The 19,308-nt window shown below is 25.8% G+C and carries 21 protein-coding genes, 1 other RNA gene and 2 pseudogenes; 21 read left to right on the forward strand and 3 right to left on the reverse strand.

Going from position 1 to position 19,308, the window contains the following annotated elements:
* Positions 1-12: 12 nt before the first annotated feature.
* Genes der through AACK85_RS01745 form a run of 3 tightly spaced genes read left to right on the forward strand, consistent with a single transcriptional unit; the run spans position 13 to position 2,639 of the window.
* Positions 13-1,323 (forward strand): ribosome biogenesis GTPase Der, encoded by a 1,311-nt coding sequence (der, locus tag AACK85_RS01735; protein WP_338970526.1) that lies wholly within the window; start codon positions 13-15, stop codon positions 1,321-1,323.
* Positions 1,324-1,327: 4 nt separating this feature from the next.
* Positions 1,328-2,332: an NAD(P)H-dependent glycerol-3-phosphate dehydrogenase gene (locus tag AACK85_RS01740; protein WP_338970529.1), complete on the forward strand. Its 1,005-nt coding sequence runs from the start codon at positions 1,328-1,330 to the stop codon at positions 2,330-2,332.
* 31 nt (positions 2,333-2,363) lie between these two features.
* Positions 2,364-2,639, forward strand: a complete 276-nt coding sequence (locus AACK85_RS01745) for an HU family DNA-binding protein (RefSeq protein WP_338970531.1) — start codon at positions 2,364-2,366, stop codon at positions 2,637-2,639.
* 66 nt (positions 2,640-2,705) lie between these two features.
* Here AACK85_RS01745 and AACK85_RS01750 read toward each other — a convergent pair.
* Positions 2,706-3,341, reverse strand: a pseudogene (locus tag AACK85_RS01750) (Holliday junction resolvase RecU).
* 115 nt (positions 3,342-3,456) lie between these two features.
* On the opposite strand from AACK85_RS01750, the gene AACK85_RS01755 reads away from it, so the two are divergent.
* The 10 genes from AACK85_RS01755 to recA all read left to right on the forward strand — a co-directional run bounded on the left by AACK85_RS01755 (position 3,457) and on the right by recA (position 10,945).
* Positions 3,457-4,134, forward strand: a complete 678-nt coding sequence (locus tag AACK85_RS01755; protein WP_338970533.1) for a hypothetical protein — start codon at positions 3,457-3,459, stop codon at positions 4,132-4,134.
* A 64-nt stretch (positions 4,135-4,198) separates the two neighbouring features.
* The gene (locus AACK85_RS01760; RefSeq protein WP_338970536.1) at positions 4,199-4,531 is read left to right on the forward strand and encodes a DivIVA domain-containing protein; all 333 of its coding nucleotides are present in this window, start codon (positions 4,199-4,201) and stop codon (positions 4,529-4,531) included.
* 305 nt (positions 4,532-4,836) lie between these two features.
* Positions 4,837-5,166 (forward strand): hypothetical protein, encoded by a 330-nt coding sequence (locus AACK85_RS01765; RefSeq protein ID WP_338970539.1) that lies wholly within the window; start codon positions 4,837-4,839, stop codon positions 5,164-5,166.
* 10 nt (positions 5,167-5,176) lie between these two features.
* Positions 5,177-5,500, forward strand: a complete 324-nt coding sequence (locus AACK85_RS01770) for a type II toxin-antitoxin system antitoxin SocA domain-containing protein (protein ID WP_338970542.1) — start codon at positions 5,177-5,179, stop codon at positions 5,498-5,500.
* Between the two features lie 188 nt (positions 5,501-5,688).
* Entirely contained in the window at positions 5,689-6,687 is a 999-nt protein-coding gene (locus AACK85_RS01775) for a hypothetical protein (protein ID WP_338970545.1), read from the forward strand.
* A gap of 611 nt (positions 6,688-7,298) precedes the next feature.
* The gene (locus AACK85_RS01780) at positions 7,299-8,303 is read left to right on the forward strand and encodes an NAD(P)-dependent oxidoreductase (RefSeq protein WP_338970548.1); all 1,005 of its coding nucleotides are present in this window, start codon (positions 7,299-7,301) and stop codon (positions 8,301-8,303) included.
* Positions 8,304-8,404: 101 nt separating this feature from the next.
* The gene (locus AACK85_RS01785; protein ID WP_338970550.1) at positions 8,405-8,854 is read left to right on the forward strand and encodes a lipoprotein; all 450 of its coding nucleotides are present in this window, start codon (positions 8,405-8,407) and stop codon (positions 8,852-8,854) included.
* 148 nt (positions 8,855-9,002) lie between these two features.
* Positions 9,003-9,351: RNase P RNA component class B (gene rnpB / locus AACK85_RS01790), an RNA gene on the forward strand.
* 32 nt (positions 9,352-9,383) lie between these two features.
* The gene (locus AACK85_RS01795; RefSeq protein ID WP_338970553.1) at positions 9,384-9,845 is read left to right on the forward strand and encodes a nicotinamide-nucleotide amidohydrolase family protein; all 462 of its coding nucleotides are present in this window, start codon (positions 9,384-9,386) and stop codon (positions 9,843-9,845) included.
* Positions 9,846-9,889: 44 nt separating this feature from the next.
* Complete coding sequence (gene recA, locus AACK85_RS01800; protein WP_338970555.1) at positions 9,890-10,945, forward strand: recombinase RecA; 1,056 nt, start codon at positions 9,890-9,892, stop codon at positions 10,943-10,945.
* 22 nt (positions 10,946-10,967) lie between these two features.
* Here recA and AACK85_RS01805 read toward each other — a convergent pair whose 3' ends face one another.
* Positions 10,968-12,248: a hypothetical protein gene (locus tag AACK85_RS01805; protein WP_338970558.1), complete on the reverse strand. Its 1,281-nt coding sequence runs from the start codon at positions 12,246-12,248 to the stop codon at positions 10,968-10,970.
* A gap of 144 nt (positions 12,249-12,392) precedes the next feature.
* Between AACK85_RS01805 and rny the strand changes: the two genes are divergently transcribed.
* Both rny and ffh read left to right on the forward strand, forming a co-directional pair.
* Positions 12,393-13,931 carry a ribonuclease Y gene (rny, locus tag AACK85_RS01810; RefSeq protein ID WP_338970560.1) on the forward strand — a complete coding sequence of 513 codons (1,539 nt, stop codon included), beginning with the start codon at positions 12,393-12,395 and terminating at the stop codon, positions 13,929-13,931.
* Between the two features lie 87 nt (positions 13,932-14,018).
* Positions 14,019-15,380 (forward strand): signal recognition particle protein, encoded by a 1,362-nt coding sequence (gene ffh / locus AACK85_RS01815; protein WP_338970563.1) that lies wholly within the window; start codon positions 14,019-14,021, stop codon positions 15,378-15,380.
* A gap of 54 nt (positions 15,381-15,434) precedes the next feature.
* Here the strand turns inward: ffh and AACK85_RS01820 are convergent, their stop codons facing one another.
* A complete protein-coding gene (locus AACK85_RS01820; protein ID WP_338970565.1) occupies positions 15,435-16,328 on the reverse strand; it encodes a hypothetical protein in 894 nt (297 codons plus the stop codon).
* Between the two features lie 194 nt (positions 16,329-16,522).
* On the opposite strand from AACK85_RS01820, the gene AACK85_RS01825 reads away from it, so the two are divergent.
* The 6 genes and pseudogenes from AACK85_RS01825 to rplS form a co-directional block, all read left to right on the forward strand.
* Positions 16,523-16,993, forward strand: a complete 471-nt coding sequence (locus AACK85_RS01825) for a 23S rRNA (pseudouridine(1915)-N(3))-methyltransferase RlmH (protein WP_338970567.1) — start codon at positions 16,523-16,525, stop codon at positions 16,991-16,993.
* Between the two features lie 90 nt (positions 16,994-17,083).
* Entirely contained in the window at positions 17,084-17,419 is a 336-nt protein-coding gene (gene rpsP, locus AACK85_RS01830; protein WP_338970569.1) for a 30S ribosomal protein S16, read from the forward strand.
* A gap of 12 nt (positions 17,420-17,431) precedes the next feature.
* Complete coding sequence (locus AACK85_RS01835; RefSeq protein ID WP_338970571.1) at positions 17,432-17,692, forward strand: hypothetical protein; 261 nt, start codon at positions 17,432-17,434, stop codon at positions 17,690-17,692.
* A complete protein-coding gene (gene rimM / locus AACK85_RS01840; protein ID WP_338970574.1) occupies positions 17,682-18,191 on the forward strand; it encodes a ribosome maturation factor RimM in 510 nt (169 codons plus the stop codon). The genes AACK85_RS01835 and rimM overlap by 11 nt, the downstream gene beginning before the upstream one ends.
* Complete coding sequence (gene trmD / locus AACK85_RS01845; protein ID WP_338970576.1) at positions 18,191-18,907, forward strand: tRNA (guanosine(37)-N1)-methyltransferase TrmD; 717 nt, start codon at positions 18,191-18,193, stop codon at positions 18,905-18,907. Before rimM ends, trmD begins: the two co-directional genes overlap by 1 nt.
* A gap of 19 nt (positions 18,908-18,926) precedes the next feature.
* Positions 18,927-19,295: pseudogene (rplS, locus tag AACK85_RS01850) on the forward strand (50S ribosomal protein L19); the annotation flags it as partial.
* Positions 19,296-19,308 lie beyond the last annotated feature (13 nt).

The raw sequence follows: 19,308 nt of genomic DNA on the forward strand, positions 1-19,308 counted from the left end.
AAGGAGTATTACATGAAAAAAGGAGTTGTCGCAATTGTTGGTAGACCAAATGTTGGTAAGTCAACATTGTTTAATAGAATTATCAGAGAGCGAAAATCTATTGTTGAAGATACTCCTGGAGTAACAAGGGATCGTATCTACGGACAAGCAGAGTGGCTTAATTTGCCTTTTTTAGTAATCGACACAGGTGGATTGACAATTAAAGATGTGCCTTTTTCAAAAGAAATTGCCACACAGGTTAAAATTGCAATTGATGAAGCAGATGTAATTATTTTTGTTTTAGATTATAAAAATGGTTTAACAGCAGAAGATGAAAGCGTTGCCAAAATTCTTTATAAAACAAACAAACCAGTTATTGTTGCGGTAAATAAATATGATAATAAGGTTAGCGACGAATTCGGTTATGAATATTTAGCATTAGGATTCAATGAACCGGTATTGATTTCTTCAACTCATGGAATTGGAATTGGAGATTTGCTAGATAAAATTATAGCGTTTATGTCAAAAGACGATAATAAAATAGAAACTTATGCAATCAATATTGCAATAATAGGTAGACCAAATGTTGGGAAATCAAGTTTAATAAATTCAATAATCGGTGAGCAACGCATGATTGTATCTGATGTTGAAGGAACAACAACAGATTCGGTTGATACTCCGATTTTTAGAAACAAAAAAAAGTATGTTCTGGTTGATACTGCAGGAATTAGAAAACGAAGTAAAATTTATGAAAATGTTGATAAATATTCTCATATCAGAACTTTGTCAAGTATTAATAAAGCAGATATTGTGTTATTGGTTGTGGATTCGTCTCAAAAAATAAATGATTTGGATACAAATATTGGTGGTATTGCTTTTGAAGAAGGAAAACCAATAATAATAGTTGGAAATAAGTGAGATGCAGTAAAAGAAAAAAATGATAAAACAATGATCGAAAAAGAAGAGGAAATAAAATCTTATTTTAAATATTTACAATATGCTAAAATAGTGTTCTTATCTGCATTGAATAATAAACGGATTGATAAATTATTTGATATAATTAATTTAGTTAATGAAAATAGAACTAAGCATATCGCTACTAGTTTATTTAATGAAATACTAAATAGAGCACAGCTTTTAAATCCTGCTCCAAATTTTAATGGAGGAAGACTAAAAATTTATTATGGTACTCAAGTTGAAGCGTATTTACCAACTTTTGTAATGTATGTTAATAATTCTTCTTACCTGCATTTTTCATATAAAAGATTTATTGAAAATCAAATTAGATCACAATTTAACTTTGATGGCGTTCCATTAACTTTAATTTTTAGAGAAAGGAAATAAAAAAATGATAAAAAAAGTAACAATTATTGGAACTGGAGCATATGGTACAGTTTTAGCAAATGTTTTAACAGACAATGGTATAGATGTAATAATGTATGGAATTGAACAATCGCAAGTTGATGATATAAATGAAAATCATAAAAATAGTGCATTTTTTAATAATAAAAATATTAATTCAACAATAAAAGCAACAACAGATTTAGCGGCTGCATTAGAAAATACTGAATTATTGATTTTAAGTGTTCCAACATTTGCTATATCAACAACATTAGATAAAGTTATTAAAATAGCTAAAAATAAAATGATTATATTAAATGTTGCAAAAGGATTAGATGGCGAACATTTGGATGTTTTATCAAAATACATAATTGCTAAATTTAGTAAGCATGAAAATATTTTTATGGGCTATGCTGGTTTGTATGGCCCATCTGTTGCAATTGAAGTATTAGAAAGAAAACCAACTTGTATTAATGCTGCTTCAAATGACATAAATATTGCAAAACAAGTTGCTGCTGTATTTTCAAATGAATATTTTGGCGTTTTTCCAACAACAAATTTAATTGGAACAGAAATTGCAGCAGCAGTAAAAAATACTATTGCAATTGCATCAGGATTAATTCATGGTTTGAATAATGGTTCAGATAACACAAAAGCATCACTTATTACAATGGGTTTAATTGAAATGATGAATCTAGCAGTTGCGTACGGTGCATCAGAAAAAGATTTAGTTAATTATGCCTCTGTGGGTGATTTAATATTAACAGCAACCTCTCCAAAAACTCGTAACTTCCGTCTCGGTATGAAAATTGCAGCTGCAGATGATGCAAAATCTGTTTTGGAAGGATATAAAATAACAGTTGAAGGTGTCTTAACTTGTAAAATTGCATATGAAATGGTTAAAAAAGTTAAAATTTCTGCTCCTTTGATTGAAATAATGTTTAAAGTGCTTTATAATAACGATAAGCCTAGTAATTCAATGAACAATTTGTTTAGATCACTGGGTATATAGAACAATAGAAAGAAAAAGCGGGTGTATTAAAATGACAAAAAAAGAATTAGCAGAAAAAATTGCTACTGGATATGATTTATCTAAAGCAAAAGCTGAAGAATTATTAACAACTGTTTTTGACAACATTACTAATTGTTTAGTAAAAAAAGAGGAAGTTTCTATTACTGGATTTGGTAAATTTGTGACTGCAGATCGTGCAGCACGTGAAGGTGTCAATCCAGCTACTGGTGCTAAAATTAAAATTGCCGCAACTACTGTTGCAAAATTTAAAGCTGCAAAACAATTAAAAGAAGCAGTTGCTAAATAGTTTTAGTTAACATAGTATAAAAAATAACGAAATAATTATTGCGATATAGCAACAATTATTTTGCTATTAATCGTAAAATGCTAGTTTATATAGTTGTTCTTTGTAGTCTAAAATTAACGATTCATTAATTGTTAATTGTAAATGATTGCTTTCGAATCATTTGTAAGGTATTTTTTGATAATTTTCAAATACATATCTTTTAATACTCAAATAATTCACTATAAAAAATGTTTCATATTTATGAAAATATATTATTAAAAAACTTAGGCTATTTGTACTACTTACAAGGTCTAATTTTTTTTGTTGATTTTTTGTTATATTATTTCAATTAAAAAAATCTTTACTTGTTTCTTTTACTTCAAATTAAAAATATGTACCATTTAAGCAGCCAATATAATCGCAATTCTTATTAGTTGTAAAATTTCCTTTGATTATTGTTTTTTTATTAGTATTTATTATGTTGATAGGGACTGGTATTTTTGTGACTATAAGTTTATTTGTATCTCAATATTTCTGGTTTGTTATATCTATTATTTCCTCTAAAAATTTTCCCTTATTTTTAATATTATTTAGTTCCATATTTAACCTTCAACCCTTAATATAAAATAATTTTTTATATGAATGATTATTTAGTGAATTTGTTCGCATAACACTTTCAATACTACAATTTTCAAAAAAAATTAGTTCTAAAAAATATTGCATTTTTGATTGTTATTTTTAAAAGAATGATTAATTTAATAAAATTGATATTTTAAAAATTCCCTTATTTTTTATTATTTTAATTTTTATTGTAATAGAATAGTCAAAAAGGATTTCTATGTATTCAATTCAACTCGTACAAAAACTAAATTTAACTCTACTTGAAGCTATGAAAATCGATTTCATTGCGATAACTATTTTAGAAAAGGCAACAAACAAGCAAATATCTATAACATTAGATAAATTATTATTATCAATGTCTTTTATTGAATTAAAATGCCACGAGTATGAAGCTCAATCATCTTGTAAATTAAAGTTTTATCAATATAAAAATAAAATAGTCCCATTTGATTATCAATATTTTCTTGCACATTTTAATTTTATGAATTTAGCTTTTTATATCGATAACGAGACAAAATTATGCCGTCTAAATAGTAGATTTGGAATTACACCCTTAAAACGAGAATTAATTAATTTCAATTCTATTTATTTTGATGAATTAATTATGATGTTAGAAAATAATAACGATTTAAATAGTTATTTAATTGAAAATATTAGTGATAAATCAATCAAAACAATATCTCATAAATTATCACCAATGAAAAGAATTAACTTTAATTTAGACGATAATAAATATCTAGATAAAAATACAACTTTTGTTGAAGAAGATATTTTATGACAACAAGCATTTGAAGCATTTAAAAAGCATGATTTAATGAAAGAAAATAAAAATTCATCATTTAGTGATGAAGATTCAAATCAAAAACATGGATGAACATGAATAAATAAATGATAAGTATAAATACTATAAACATCGTTTTTAATGTTAAAATAAAATAGTAAATAAAGGAGGAAATCATATGAAAACAATAAAATTCACATCTTTAGATGTCAATAAAAAGGAATTTCCAGTTGAATATAAAGGATATAAAGTCGAAGAAGTAGATAGTTTTTTAGATGATATTGTTAATGATTATCAAAAATATGAAAAATTAATTGAAGAAAAAACACAAAGAATTAATAAATTAGAAGAAGAATTATCATCTGCATCAGAACAATATGATCATATGGTTTCAACTTTAAAATTAACAGAACAACAAATGGATACCCTAGTTAAATCAGGTTCAAATTCATCCGCAGTTATAAAACGTATTGCTGATTTAGAAAGAAAAGTTAGTGATAAAAATCGTTAATTAATTTCAAAATAACTTTTTTTTAAAAAATTCATGTGATTTCATGAATTTTTATTTTTTATTAAAAGAAATAAAAAATAAAAAAATTACTGGAAATATATTTGTTCTGCATGCAGAATATATTTATTTTATAGTAAGGAAAAATTTTGAAAGCAAGAATACAATTTTTTATAATTGAAAGATTAAAATTTTGGAAACTATGAATTGTTTACATATTTCTCTTAATTTTTGGGCTAGTCTATTCTTCTATAGAAACTATTAACAATTCATCAAATTTGAATATTTCAAATTTGGGCGAAGCATTAATGAATTATTGACAATTTTTTGGACCAATAATGATTTTTGGTTTACTTACGCAGAGGAATACTTTGTTGAGTGAGAGAAAAGAAGTGATTATAATGAAAAAAGAAAAATTAATCAAAAAAATTAATGCTGAAATTTCTTTAATGGATAATTCTGAGTATGAAATAGAAAACGATGTTTTGTTGGCGTTTTATATAATAAAATTTTATAATGAAAAAAATATTTTTACTTTTTTAAATAATAACTTAAGAATTCAAAAACTTGTTTATTTTGCTTATTGCATGTATTATGCAATTAACAAAAAGGAATTAATGCGAAGATCAAAAGTTTAAACATTGACGTTTGGGACCTGTAAATGAATCTCTTTATTATGATTTAAAAGAGCTTTATTTTGGCGATGGTTTTGCTGATGTAGAATCAGAAAAACTAGAGCAGTATCTTAAAAATAAATATAAAAAAGATAATTTGTCATTAAAATATGATATTAATTATAGTATTTTAGAAGAAATTTTAATGGAATTAGATAAATATGGAACTTTTGATTTAGTTGAAAAATCACATAGGACTAAACCATGATTAGATTCAAAAGATTCTGAAGAAATAGATAATGACTTAATTAAAGATTACTTTAAAGATTTTAGTTTTGATAAATTAAAAGAATTATAATTTTAGTTGTATAATATTACTAGTTTTAGAGACAGGAATTCTGTCTTTTTTTATTTGCTCAGAATTCTTGTTTTTCTAAACATTTTAGAAAGAGAGAAAAAATAAAAAACCCAATTATTCCAGAAAATATACAAAAACGTAGATTTTTAATTATTCCTAAATTTAATATAAATTTGAGTGATTTAGTAATGATGTTTATTGTTTTAATACCTGCAATTATCATTATTGCAATGTTTTATAAGACCACAAAAATTAGTTTTTTAGCATTATTACCATTTGGTGGAATGACATTTATATTAAATAAATTCAATAAAAAATATGGATATAAGAATTATGAAGTAATACTAAGAGCTTTTTTATTTTTATTTATTAATAAAAAATATGTTATAAAATCAAAAAATTATTCAACATTAAATTTAATACCATATAGTAAAATTGAAAATAATTATATTAAATTAAAAAACGGACAATATTTAAGCTTTATTAAAGTAAATGGTAATAACTTTTTTGATTTAGAAAAATTAAAACAAGAATATGTATTAGAACAATTGTGAAATGCATATCAAAAATTATCATTAGGTGGATGTATTATTAAAATTAATGAATTTAAAAATGCAAAAGAAACTATTATGTATGTTGATGAATTAAAACATAAATTAAAAATAAGTAAGATGCAAAACAAAATTAATGAATTAGAGTATTTTTCAAGACTATATGTTATGGATCAAAAGCAAACAGAGTTAATTGAAAAAAATGGCTTTAAAGATGACACAAATTTAACTATTGCATTGTATATCGGTTTTTGTGCACCAACAATTGATGAAATTGTAAAATATGAAGAAATTTTATTAAATAATCTAAAGTCAATTTATTTAAAACCAAGTAAACTAGATGCATATGAAAAAGTTAATGTGATAAATAAATTAATTGATATTGATTTGGAAGATGATTCTGAAAAAAATATTGCAGAATTTTCAGATAATCTTGATAAATATTTTGGCTTTGATTCATTGGAACATAAACCAAATAATTTAAAAATTGATAATAATCGATTATTAAAAATTCAATCAATAACTTCCTATCCTTATGAACCGCCAATTGCATGAATGACCAACTTATTTGAAATTCCAACAAATATTGTCTTAAATTTTCAAAAAGCAAGAGCTAATAGTTTTAAAAAGATTTAGCAAAGGCGCAACGAATTGCTCAAGCAGATGCTGATGGAACGTCTAAAAAAGAAGTATTTTCAAAAAGAAAGAAAGAAAAAGAAGTTGCCAAATTTGATGAATTTGCAGATACTATCGATTATGGTCATGATGAATTATACAGATTCTCAACATATATAATTCATACTGGTTTTTCATTACAAGAATTAAAACAATCAGAAAAGAAGTAAATGACATCTTAGCAAATTTGCATATGCAATCAAATTATTTAATTTTTAATCAATTTGAAGCATTTTCTGTCATATTACCAAAAACATATGATATTCACAAATTTTAATTAATAAAATAGGTTTAAAAAAACAAAACACTCTCTAGTAAAACTAGAAAAATATAAATAATACCATTTTTTGTTTTATAATAATAGTGTATTTAATAATACAAAAAATAATTAATTAATACTATTTCAACAATTTTAGCAAAATGAATATTAATAATTTTTTCATAAATTTAATAAATTAATAACAATATTAAATTGTGTTTTGTATTTAACATGTAAATAAATAATTCATTATTAATTATGTAAAGAAATATTAGGGTAGAAATAGATTGTAATTTTAAAGGAGGAAATATTTATGAAAATATTATGTTATGGTATTCAAGAAAGTGAAAAAGCAATTTTTTTGACTGAAAATAAAAAATATAATAATGAATTAATTTTTACAAATGAATTGTTAAATCATGAAAATATTAAAAACTTGCCAGCAAATACAGATGCAGTTATTTTATTTGTAAATTGTTTGGCTGACAAAAAAAATCTAGAATATTTTAAAACAAAAGGTGTTAAATATGTTGTAACAAGAACAGTCGGTTTGGATCACATTGATTTAAAAGCTGCAACAGATTTGAAATATAAAATTGGTCGTGTGCCGTCTTATTCACCAACAGCAGTTGCGTCATTGGCCTTTTCATTTGGAACTGAATTATTGAGAAGAACTGGTTGAATGACTTATCAATTAAAACAATTAAATTTTAAAATAGATGAAAACATGTTTGCCAAAGAATTTAAAAATTCTACAATTGGTATTATAGGTACCGGCAGAATAGGTTATGAAACAGCAAAATATTGACATGGAACTGGTGCTAAAGTTTTAGGATACGATCCTTATGAAAATGAACAGGCAAAACAAATTTTAGAATATACAAGTGTTGATAAAATTTTAAAAGAAGCTGATTTAATTTCGTTACACATTCCATATATTAAAGGTGAAAACGATAATTATGTTAATGATGAATTTATCAGTAAAATGAATAATTTTTCATCATTAGTTAATGTTTCAAGAGCAGCACTTGTTGATCATGATGCAATCAGAAGAGCCATTAAAAGTAATAAATTATATGGTTATGCTGCAGATGTGTTTATTGATGAATCAAAATTTATAAATAATAAATTTAGTGAAATGGATGCAAAAAAAATTAATGCAAATGCAGTTGATTTGATTAATTTATATCCACGTGTTTTACTTTCACCACATGTAGGTTATTTTACAGATGAAGCCGTAAAAAACATGGCAGAAATTTCTTTTTTAAATTTAAGTGAACTTGAAAAAACTGGAACATGTCAAACAGCTGCAAATTAAAAATAATTCTTAATATTTTATTTTGATAAATGATAAAATATTTCTGATTATTTAATTTATCTAAAATTAAATAATTATAGATAATGAAAAAGAATATAGAAATGAAAAAATTATTAATTTTATTAACTTCTTTTAGTATTGCAACAGGCGGAGTTTCTAATGTTGTTTCGTGTGCTGCAATAAATGAAAATATGGAAGAAATCAATTTATATTTTTCAGCAGAACCAACTTGAGAAAATTTTGCCTTAGAATTTGATAAAGTATTAGAAAATAGTGATGTGCCATTAGACGAAATCCAAAATTGAAATAGTGATGCTGGACTTGTATATGCAGATACTGATTTATCACAGTTTCAATTGAGAATTACATATAGTAATGCATTAGAACTTTTAGATCAACATACACCAATAGATTTTTCTGGTTGAGAAAATGGACTACATTGAATTTTGATTTTTACAAATTGAACAGATATAGATGATGATTCAATACCAAATGATGATTCTAAACTGATAGATTTATTAGAATACAAATTAAATGTATTAAAAGATTAATCTATAGATGATTTAAACAAAAAACTGGAATTCAATTCCAGTTTTTTGTTTAAATTTAAGTTGAGATATCTTTCTCAAAATGCAAATATTTGCATTTTTATTTTTTATTTAAAAAAGAAGTTTGTTTGCTATAATATACGAGAGATTTTGTTCTAGTCAATCGCTGCATTTGCAAAAAAATGTAGAGGAAACTCCACGCTTACACAATCTGCGATGATTGTAGTGTTTATGCTAGGGGAAAAAATAACCCTAGGCAACTAGTAATGGTTGACGGCTTGACAATACCTAAAGTTTTATGCAATGGTAAAGTCATTAATGTGCCACAGAGACGAGTAAAGGGAAACCTGGAAATGGAACGTTGGTAAACCCCATAAGTAAGAAACTCAAATTTTGGTAGAGGAATTCGAGTAACAGAATTGAATGGAACTTGAAACACTTTGATAGTGTAGATAGATGATTGACACTTTGAAAAAAAGAACAAAACGTGGGTTATGTGCAAAATCTCTTATTTGTTGAAGGAATCGATTTTATGGATGTAAAAAAATTTATATATAAATTAACAGAATTAAATTTTACTATTTCATCTTGTGAATCATTCACTGGTGGTTTTTTTTGTTCGTCATTAACTAATATTCCAGGTTCATCTAGCGTTGTTGCTGGTGCACTTGTGACTTATATGACAAGAACAAAAATTGAAATTGCCGAAATTAGTAATCAATTAATTCAACAAGTAGGTGTTGTATCAAAAGAAGTTGCCATTGAAATGGCTAAATTTTCAGCGAGAAAATTTAAAACAAATATTGGCATAGGTTTTACTGGGGTTGCTGGGCCAACAGTTTTAGATGAAAAACAAGTTGGTGAATTTTATATTGGTTATTGAATTAACGGAAAAATGTTTTCAACGCATAAAATCGCAAAAGATTTATCTAGAGAAGAATTAAAAAGTTTTGCGATAAATACTGCTTTAAATGAAATTTATGCAAAAATATAGGATTAACGCTTAAACTTTTTATATTTAAAGTTGGAGGTATTAATATGTCACATACAGATAAAACATATGATTCAAACAAAATTAACGAAGGTGCAGAATATATTATGGCAGGTAAAAATATCTATGATGATCCTAATTTAGTTGCAGTTATTAAAAGCGTTGAAAGAAGTTTTGGCAAAGGAGCAATTATTGCGCTTGGTGATAAGCCAATGATGAATATAGAAGTTATTTCATCTGGTAGTTTTTTAATAGACCAAGCAATAGGTATTGGTGGTTATCCAAAAGGAAGAATTATTGAAATTTTTGGACCAGAATCATCTGGTAAAACCACATTAGCGCTACACGCTATAGCAGAAGCACAAAAAAATAATGGAAGAGCTGCTTTTATTGATGCAGAACATGCTTTAGATCCAAAATATGCAAGACATATTGGTGTCGATTTGAATAATTTATTGGTTTCGCAACCCGATTCTGGAGAACAAGCTTTGGATATTTTAGAGGCATTAGTCAAATCAGATTTATTAGACATTGTTGTTGTTGATTCTGTTGCGGCTTTAGTTCCAAAAGCTGAATTGGAAGGTGAAATGTCAGATCAACAAATTGGAATGCAAGCACGTTTAATGTCTAAAGCATTACGTAAGTTATCTGGTGTTATATCAAAAACTAATACAGTTGTCATTTTTATAAATCAATTAAGAGAAAAAGTCGGTGTAATTTTTGGTTCACCAGAAATTACACCTGGTGGTAGAGCATTACGTTTTTACGCATCTGTTAGAATGGAAATTAGACGTATTGAAACAATTACATATAATGGTGAAGCTACAGCAAATAAAGTAAAAGTTAAAATTGTGAAAAATAAAATGGCGCCTCCATTCAAAACCGTTAATATTATGATTAATTTTAATAGAGGCATAGATAGATTATCTGAAATTCTTGATTTAGGTGTTCTTTATGGAATTATTGCAAAAGCCGGAGTTTGATATTCATTTGAAGAAACAAAAATTGGCCAAGGAAGAGAAACTGCATTAAAATGATTATCAGAAAATGATGATGTCATAAAAATGATAGAAAATGAAATAAAATCAAAATTAACTGAATAAATAAAATAAAGAAACATTATTATTAATGTTTCTTTATTTTAATTTGTTTTTTAGTAATTATTGTTTGCGCAATTGATTTTATTGTTAACGTTCTATTTTGAATAAGCCAATAACAAATTAGTTGAATAATTAAAGGGAAGACTATAAAAATATTATTAAATGCACTAAAGATTATCATAATTGATAAAATTTCTTTTGCGAATTTTATGTTATATCAATACAAAATAGTTAACGTAAAAATAGCTACAAAATTAATTAAATTTATAATATAAACAGATAATTTTGCGAGATAACCAAATATTTTTGCAGGATCATTAACAGTATTTGTATCATTGAAATCAAATTTAATCATTAGAAAAATAGATCAAAAAAACATTATCACAGAAATGAGCAAATTCAAATTAGAAATTAAAAAGGAAATCAAATCTATTTTAATAATAATGCGATACTTCTTTTGTAGCGACATCGGTCTTTTTATTTTTTCAGTAATATTTTCATTTTGCTCTGTTCTTTTTTTCAAAAATGCATTGTTTATGCATATTATAATGAAAGAAAGCAATCATAAAATACCGAATATCAATATACACATAATGCTAATTATAAAAACAGAATTATAAGCATTTATAGCTAAGAAAAAATATGGTGAAATTGCTGCACTGAATAAATTTTCAATATTATTTAATTGTTCTTCTGGAACATTTTCTTTTGATAACAATTCAAAATGATTTCTGTTTTTTAATAAAATTAATTCCCTTATTATAACAAAAGTCATGTATAAAAGCATTAATAAAATATTTAATCAAGCATCAAATTTTCAATAGGTTTTTCTAAATGAATAATATTCTTTACCTATAGCAAATATTGTTATAACTATGAAACTTAATGGAAAAAATAAATGCAGCATAAGTGAAGAAGTTAAGCGATACATATCAGAATAATCGTTTTTAAACAATAGTAAATACGTATTTCCACTTGCGGAAATACCAGCTATTCCTATTCAAAATAATAAAAATGTTATGCACATTTGTGATGCCATAAATATTCATCCTTTTTGTTGTGGTTTTCAAATCTTTTTTTTGCCATTAATAACTACGAAAATTAAAAAGAAAAATAATGCATAATTTGATCACGTTGTTCAAAAACTGTAATAGGCAAGAACTTGCATGTCTTTATGAAAAAATCATGTAAATCTAGGTGCTGTATGTGTTCATGCAATGAGGAAATCTAATGGTAAATAAATAAACATAATTGTAAGCAAAATGATTGAAAGTATTATTTTAATTTCATGTTTTTTTGGAGACAAAGTAATACAGCAACCTATCTAATTTATACAATATTTAATGTAAAAAAATATTGCTTGTTTCTTTTCATTAAATATTGTATACTAAAACACGTGAGTTTATCACACCTTCGCTTGTTTGATTTATAAAATCAAAGGAGACCTAAAATGACAACAAACATATTCGTTGGGATTTTAGTTGCACTTGTATTATGCTGTGTTGTTTTAGCAGCATACATTTTATACAGTCACTTTAGTCAACGTCGCCAACGTCTAATCAAAAATGCAAATGACGAAGTTAAAAGAATTATATTAAGAGGTGTTGCAGATGCCAAAGTTGAATCTGAACATTTTCGTGTAAATCAAGAAATGGAAGTTATTAGACAAAAAAAAGAATGAGAAAAAAATAATGAAGAATTATTTATGAGATCTGAGGTTATTAGAACTCAACAAGAAGAATTATTTTATAAAGAAGAAAAATTATTAAATCGAAATAAATTATTAGAATTTGAACGTGAAAAATATCAAAAAAAATTTGATGAGCTATTAGATTATCAATCTGAAATGGTAAATTTACCAATTCAAGAAGTTCGTGATGATTTAAAAAAATCAATAGAACAAAAATATCAACTAGAAATGAATTCAATTATAAAAAATATAGAAAATCAAACAAATTTAAAAGCGAAGGAAGTAGCAACAAATATTATTTTGGCAGCTATGAATAAATATAAGACAGATATTGTCGTTGAAAAAACAGTTTCTTATGTTCATTTAGAAAACGATGATGTCAAAGGTAGAGTAATTGGAAAAGAAGGCAGAAATATTAAAGCTTTTGAACAATATGGTGGTGTTGATGTTATTATTGATGATACACCAAACATAATAACGATCTCATCGTTTAGTCCAATTAGACGAGAAATTGCCAAAAAAGCTCTAGAAACATTGATTGAAGATGGCAGAATTCAACCAATTAGAATTGAAGAAGAATTAATTCACCAAGAATTAATTTTGGACACAACTATTTTTGAACAAGGTAAAACAGTCATTGAAGAATTAGGAATTACAGATATGGATTTTGAGCTTATTAAAATGATAGGTAAATTAAAATATCGAACATCATATGGACAACCAGTGTTAAATCATGTTATAGAAGTTGCAAAAATAGCTTCAACAATTGCTGGTGAATTGGGACTTGATCGTCAATTAGCCACAAGGGCGGGCTTGCTTCATGATGTAGGTAAAGCTACAGATTTTGAAATTGAGGGAACACATGTTTCAATAGGTGTTGAAGCTGCAAGAAAAGCTGGTGAATCATCAATAGTCGTTAATGCAATTGCAGCTCATCATGGTGAAGTTGCAAAAGAATCAATTTATGCTGAAATAGTAATAATTGCAGATTCTTTATCGGCAGCTAGACCTGGTGCTAGAAATAATTTAGCAGAAGCATTTTTTGTACGAATGAGTGAAATTGAAAGAATTATTAAGGAAATAGATGGCGTTTTAAATGTATATGTTCTTCAATCAGGAAGACAAATTAGAGTAATTGTTAATCCGTATATAATATCTGATGAAGATATAATTTCTTTGCCACCGACAATTGAAAAAATTATTCGTGAAAATGTAGTTGTTCCGGGCGATATAACTATAACTGTTATTCGAGAAATGCGTACAGCTTATACAGCAAAACAGGCAACTGTCAGATATTAAAAAAATAATTAAAATTATAAATATTTAAATAAAATATATTTATAATTTTAAAAAGCAAAAAAACAAATTGAAAGGAAATATATAAATATGGGATTTGGTGATTTTTTAGCAAATAGAATGAAAAAATCTATTGAAAAAAACATGAAAAAATCTACACTTAATGAAGACAATATTAAAGAAACTTTAAGAGAAATTAGACTTGCATTACTTGAAGCTGATGTTAACGTTAATGTAGTAAAAGATTTTATAAATTCAATAGAAAAAAAATCAACTGGTGAATATATCACGGATGGTGTTAGAGCTGATCAACAAATGGTTAAAATTGTTCATGAAGAATTAATATCAATTCTTGGAAAAATAAATAAACCATTAAGTCTTGGTGCAAGACCATCAATAATTATGATGGTAGGGTTGCAAGGCGCAGGTAAAACAACAACTGTAGGGAAATTAGCAAATTTAATTCGAGAAAAAGAACATAAAAAAACTTTATTAGTAGGTTTAGATATTTATCGTCCTGGTGCTATTGATCAATTAGTTGAACTTGGGCAAAAAAATAATCTTGATACTTTTGAAAAAGGAAAACAAAATCCTGTTTTAACCGCAAAACAAGCAATAGATTATGCAGATAAAAATGATTATGATGTAGTAATTTTAGACACGGCTGGTCGTTTACAAATTGATGAAAATTTAATGCAAGAATTAAATGACATTAGAAAAGCCGTTTCTCCACAAGAAATTTTGCTCGTTGTAGATGGTATGACAGGACAAGACATAATTAATGTTGCAGAAGAATTTAATAATTTATTAAAATTATCAGGAGTTGTTATTACTAAACTAGATGGTGATACAAGAGGTGGAGCTACTTTATCAATTTCACACGTTACTCATTTACCTATTAAATTTATAGGTGAGGGTGAAGGAATAACCGCTTTAGATGCATTCCATCCTAAACGTATGGCTGACCGAATTTTAGGTATGGGTGATGTAGAGACACTTTTTGAAAAAGCTGCATCTGTTGTTGATCAAAGAACTATGGAGAAAACCATGAAACGTATGTTTATGGGGCAATTTGATTTAGAAGATTTACACAATAATTTAAAACAAGTAGCAAAAATGGGTTCAATGGGAACTTTATTAAAAATGATTCCAGGCGCAAATAAATTATCAGATAACAAAATAGCTGATGCACAAAATAAATTAAATATTGCTGAAATTTTAATGTCATCAATGACAAAAAAAGAAAGACGAGAACCAAGACTTTTGAAAGGTTTGTCTAGAAAAAACAGAATATTAAAGGGTTCTGGAAGAAGTGAAAAAGAATTCAATGATTTAATGCAGCAATTTGATAAAGGTAAAAAGCAAGTACTTGAAGTTATGAAAAAAGTAAAACAAGGTAATTTTGGTGCCCTAAAAGGAATGATGGGCGGAAATAACAGCTTTGGTTTCTAAAAATTAATTAATTTAAATAAAAAAAGTTTAGTACTTAATAATGTACTAAACTTTTTATTTCGTTTTTGTAGTTTTACTTGGCGCAGCTATTTTTTTCAATGTAGCTTCTGCTTCTGCAATTGCGAGATGTGCTTCTCTTCTTTTTGCTTCTTTTGTTTCTTCTTCTTTTAATCTAGCAAAAGCTCCAGATTTTATTGCAGGAGCTAATAAAATCATAATCATTTCACCAATTTCAAATAATTCATCTATATTTTTAGCTACTACATTTTTTTGTTCTTCTGTTAGTGTTGTTGATTTAAATTTATTCATTTCATCTATTTTTTTGTAATAATCATCTGAAAATTGTTTACCAAAACGTTTCTCAACAAATGGTCTTCCATCAAAAACAAAAAATATCATATTTTTAAATAAATTTAATTTTTGTTCAACGTCATTTTTTAATGAGGAATTAAATCCATCAATAATATTGTTTATTCTATCGTCATAATATTCTAATTTTATAATTTCTGATATAGCTCTTAATTTAGTTGATACTAGTTTTCAAACAGCTTTTCTGTCTGCAGTTTCTGATTCAACAAATTTATAACCTAATGCATTTACATATTTTTTAATTCTTATTGGTGCTATGTAAACATCGTAGGCTATGTATTCTGAATATCTTCATTTTCTTTCAGTAACTTGCAGTAATATATTATAAACAACTTCTAAAATTGTTAAATTTAACAATTTTTCTCCTAGTTTAAATTTTAAATCGTGTAATCTTAATAGTTGATAATATTCATAGCCATAATATTCCATACTTAAAATGTTAAAATAGGTTTGCATTGTTACATTATTGATAATTGCTGAATATGAAAATTGAATATCAGGAGCTAAAGCAGCAATAATATCTTCATATTGAGGTTTAAAATCTAATATAGATCCAAATGTAATTTTTTTTTCTGACATATAGTAATTCCCTCTCATTTTTATAAAATACACATATATTATAACACAATTTTAAGTGGGATAAAATGCCAGTTCTGAGGTAATCATATTAAATAATTTAAAAAAATTTCTTTTTTTCACATAATAAGTTATTATCTATTATGTTTGAGAATTTAATTCTAGCAGACAATAATTTATTAGGCAGAAGGAATTATATGGAACTAGTAATAATAGCATATGGTAAATTGGCTAATCCAGCGTTCAGAACTATTTTTGATGATTATGCAAATAGAATTAGAAAATTTTCAAAATTTGAAATAGTTGAATTAAAAGAGTCAATTACAAATGATATTAAAAAAAATCATGCGGATAATGAAGAAGCCTTATTTTCATTATTAGATAAAAAATATAAAGATTATCAAAAAATATTAATGGATTCTGAAGGAAACTTATTAACTTCAGAAAAAATTGCAGAAGCTCTAATTGAAATTGAACAATATGATAAGGGAAAAGCAGTTTGAATTATTGGACCATCAAATGGTTTTTTACCACACGTGAGAAAAAAACTTACAACAATTTGATCTTTTGGTTATATTACATATCCACATCAAATCTTTAGAATATTACTTTGTGAACAAATTTATAGGGGTTTTAAAATAAAAAGTGGTCAAAAATATCATAAATAATAGTTTATAAAATTTGGTTGTTAAGTAAAACTACTTGACAACCAAATTTTATTTATGTTATTATTCAATAGGAATAATAAGGAGGAAAAAATGGTTAAATTACGTTTAAAACGTTCTGGTAAAAAACGCGCTGCATTTTATCGAATTGTAGCTGCTGATTCAAGAGTACAACGAGACGGACAATATATTGAATTAATTGGTACGTATAATCCAATTAATAATGAAGTTAAATTGGACAATGAAATTGCCTTAAAATGATTACAACAAGGTGCACAACCAACTGATTCTGTGCGTACAATTTTATCAAAAAATGGAGTTATGACAACTTTACATGATATTAAATTAAAAAATACTCCAACTAAAGAAAAAAAACCTAAAACAGTTGTTAAAAAAACAACAACTAAAAAAGCTGCTGTAGCAGAATAAAGGGTTGATTTAATGGATATTAAATATGTTGAAATGCTAGTTAAATCTATTATTAATGATGAAACTGATTTTATTGAAGTTCGAGAACTAGCATCTACAAATGAGGCGGAATTTGTGATTTTAATACTTGCAACAACAGCTACTAAAATTAAATTACTAAAACAACAACCTAAATTTATAGAAAATTTAGAAACAGTTATCTCTTTTTCACTAAGACACGAAAAACCAATTAAAAATTTAAAATTAATTATGGATGTTTTTGATGAATTTTAATGAATTAAATTTAATTAAAATAGGTAAATTAGTTTCAACATTTGGAATTAAAGGACAAATAAAATTTAAATTAAATAGTGATTTACAATTAATTAATAATTTAGTTGGAAATACATTATTTTTGGCTAAAGATGAAAATGAGATCATTCCAGTTGTAGTTAAAAATGAAAAAGAACAAGGTAATTTAATAGTCTTAAATTTTGATAATTTTAATAATATAAATGATATTGAAAAATTTATAAATTCAGCTGTTTATGTTAAAAAAGATACTTCATTAGTTGAAGAAATAGGCAAAAATTATATTGATTATGAAGTAATTTATAATCGACAAATATTAGGAAAAGTAACTGGTTTTTTAGATAATGGTCATTATATTACAGTTCAAATTTTTATTAAAGAAAAACAATTGTATATTCCAATTGTGGATGAATATGTTAAAAGTATTAACAATGAACAACATCTAATAAATGCCATAAATTTGGATAGATTAATGTTTTAATGAAAATTTCAGTACTTACTTTATTTCCAAAAATAATTGAGTCATATTTAAATGAATCAATCATGAAAAAGGCTACAGAAAAAACTCAATTAGAATTTGAAATTGTAGATATTAGATTATATTCACCGTACAGACATAATCAAGTAGATGAATATCAGTTTGGTGGGGGTAAAGGAATGGTTTTAATGCCAGAGCCTATAATTCTTGCATTAGAATCTATAAAAACAGATAAGTCAATTGTCTGTATGACAACTCCGCAAGGTAAGGTATGAACACAAACAAAAGCAAAAATATTTGCCAATAAATATGAACATATAATTTTATTGTGTGGTCACTACGAAGGTTTTGATGAAAGAATAAGAAAATATGTTGATGTTGAATTATCAATTGGAGATTTTGTGCTTACTGGTGGTGAATTAGCTTCACTTGTTATCGTAGATTCAATTGTTAGATTATTACCGGGAGTAATAGCTGTTGATTCTCATATGCAAGAATCTTTTGAAAATAATTTGCTTGATTATCCAGTCTATACAAAACCAATTGATTTTAGAGGAGATTTGGTTCCAGAAGTTCTATTATCTGGACACCATGCAAATATTCTAAAATTTAGAGAAGAACAAGCATTAATTAATACTATAAAAAAAAGACCTGATTTAATTAATGAGGTAACTTTAACAGAAAGTCAATTAAAATTATTAAAACAAATCAAAAAATAATTAGAAAGGAACGAAAAATATGAATACATTAACAAAAAATACTGCAGAATTATTAGCAGATCAATTACGTGATGATTTACCAAGATTTGATTCTGGAGATACAATAAGAGTGAATGTTAAAATTCAAGAGGGTACAAAATTTAGAATTCAAGCATTTGAAGGATTGGTAATTAAAACTCAAGGTTCAGGAATTTCATATTCTGTAATTGTTAGAAAAATTTCTAATGGTGTTGGCGTTGAAAGAACATTCCCATTACATTCTCCAATTGTAGATTCAGTTGAAGTAATAAAACGTGGACGTGTACGTAGAGCAAGAATTTATTACATTAGAAAATTATCTGGTAAAGCAGCTCGTATTAAAGAAATTTTACCAACTAAAAATTCTAAGAAAAATACCGATG

It is taken from the genome of Spiroplasma endosymbiont of Labia minor (assembly GCF_964019845.1).
Classification (GTDB): domain Bacteria; phylum Bacillota_I; class Bacilli_A; order Mycoplasmatales; family Mycoplasmataceae.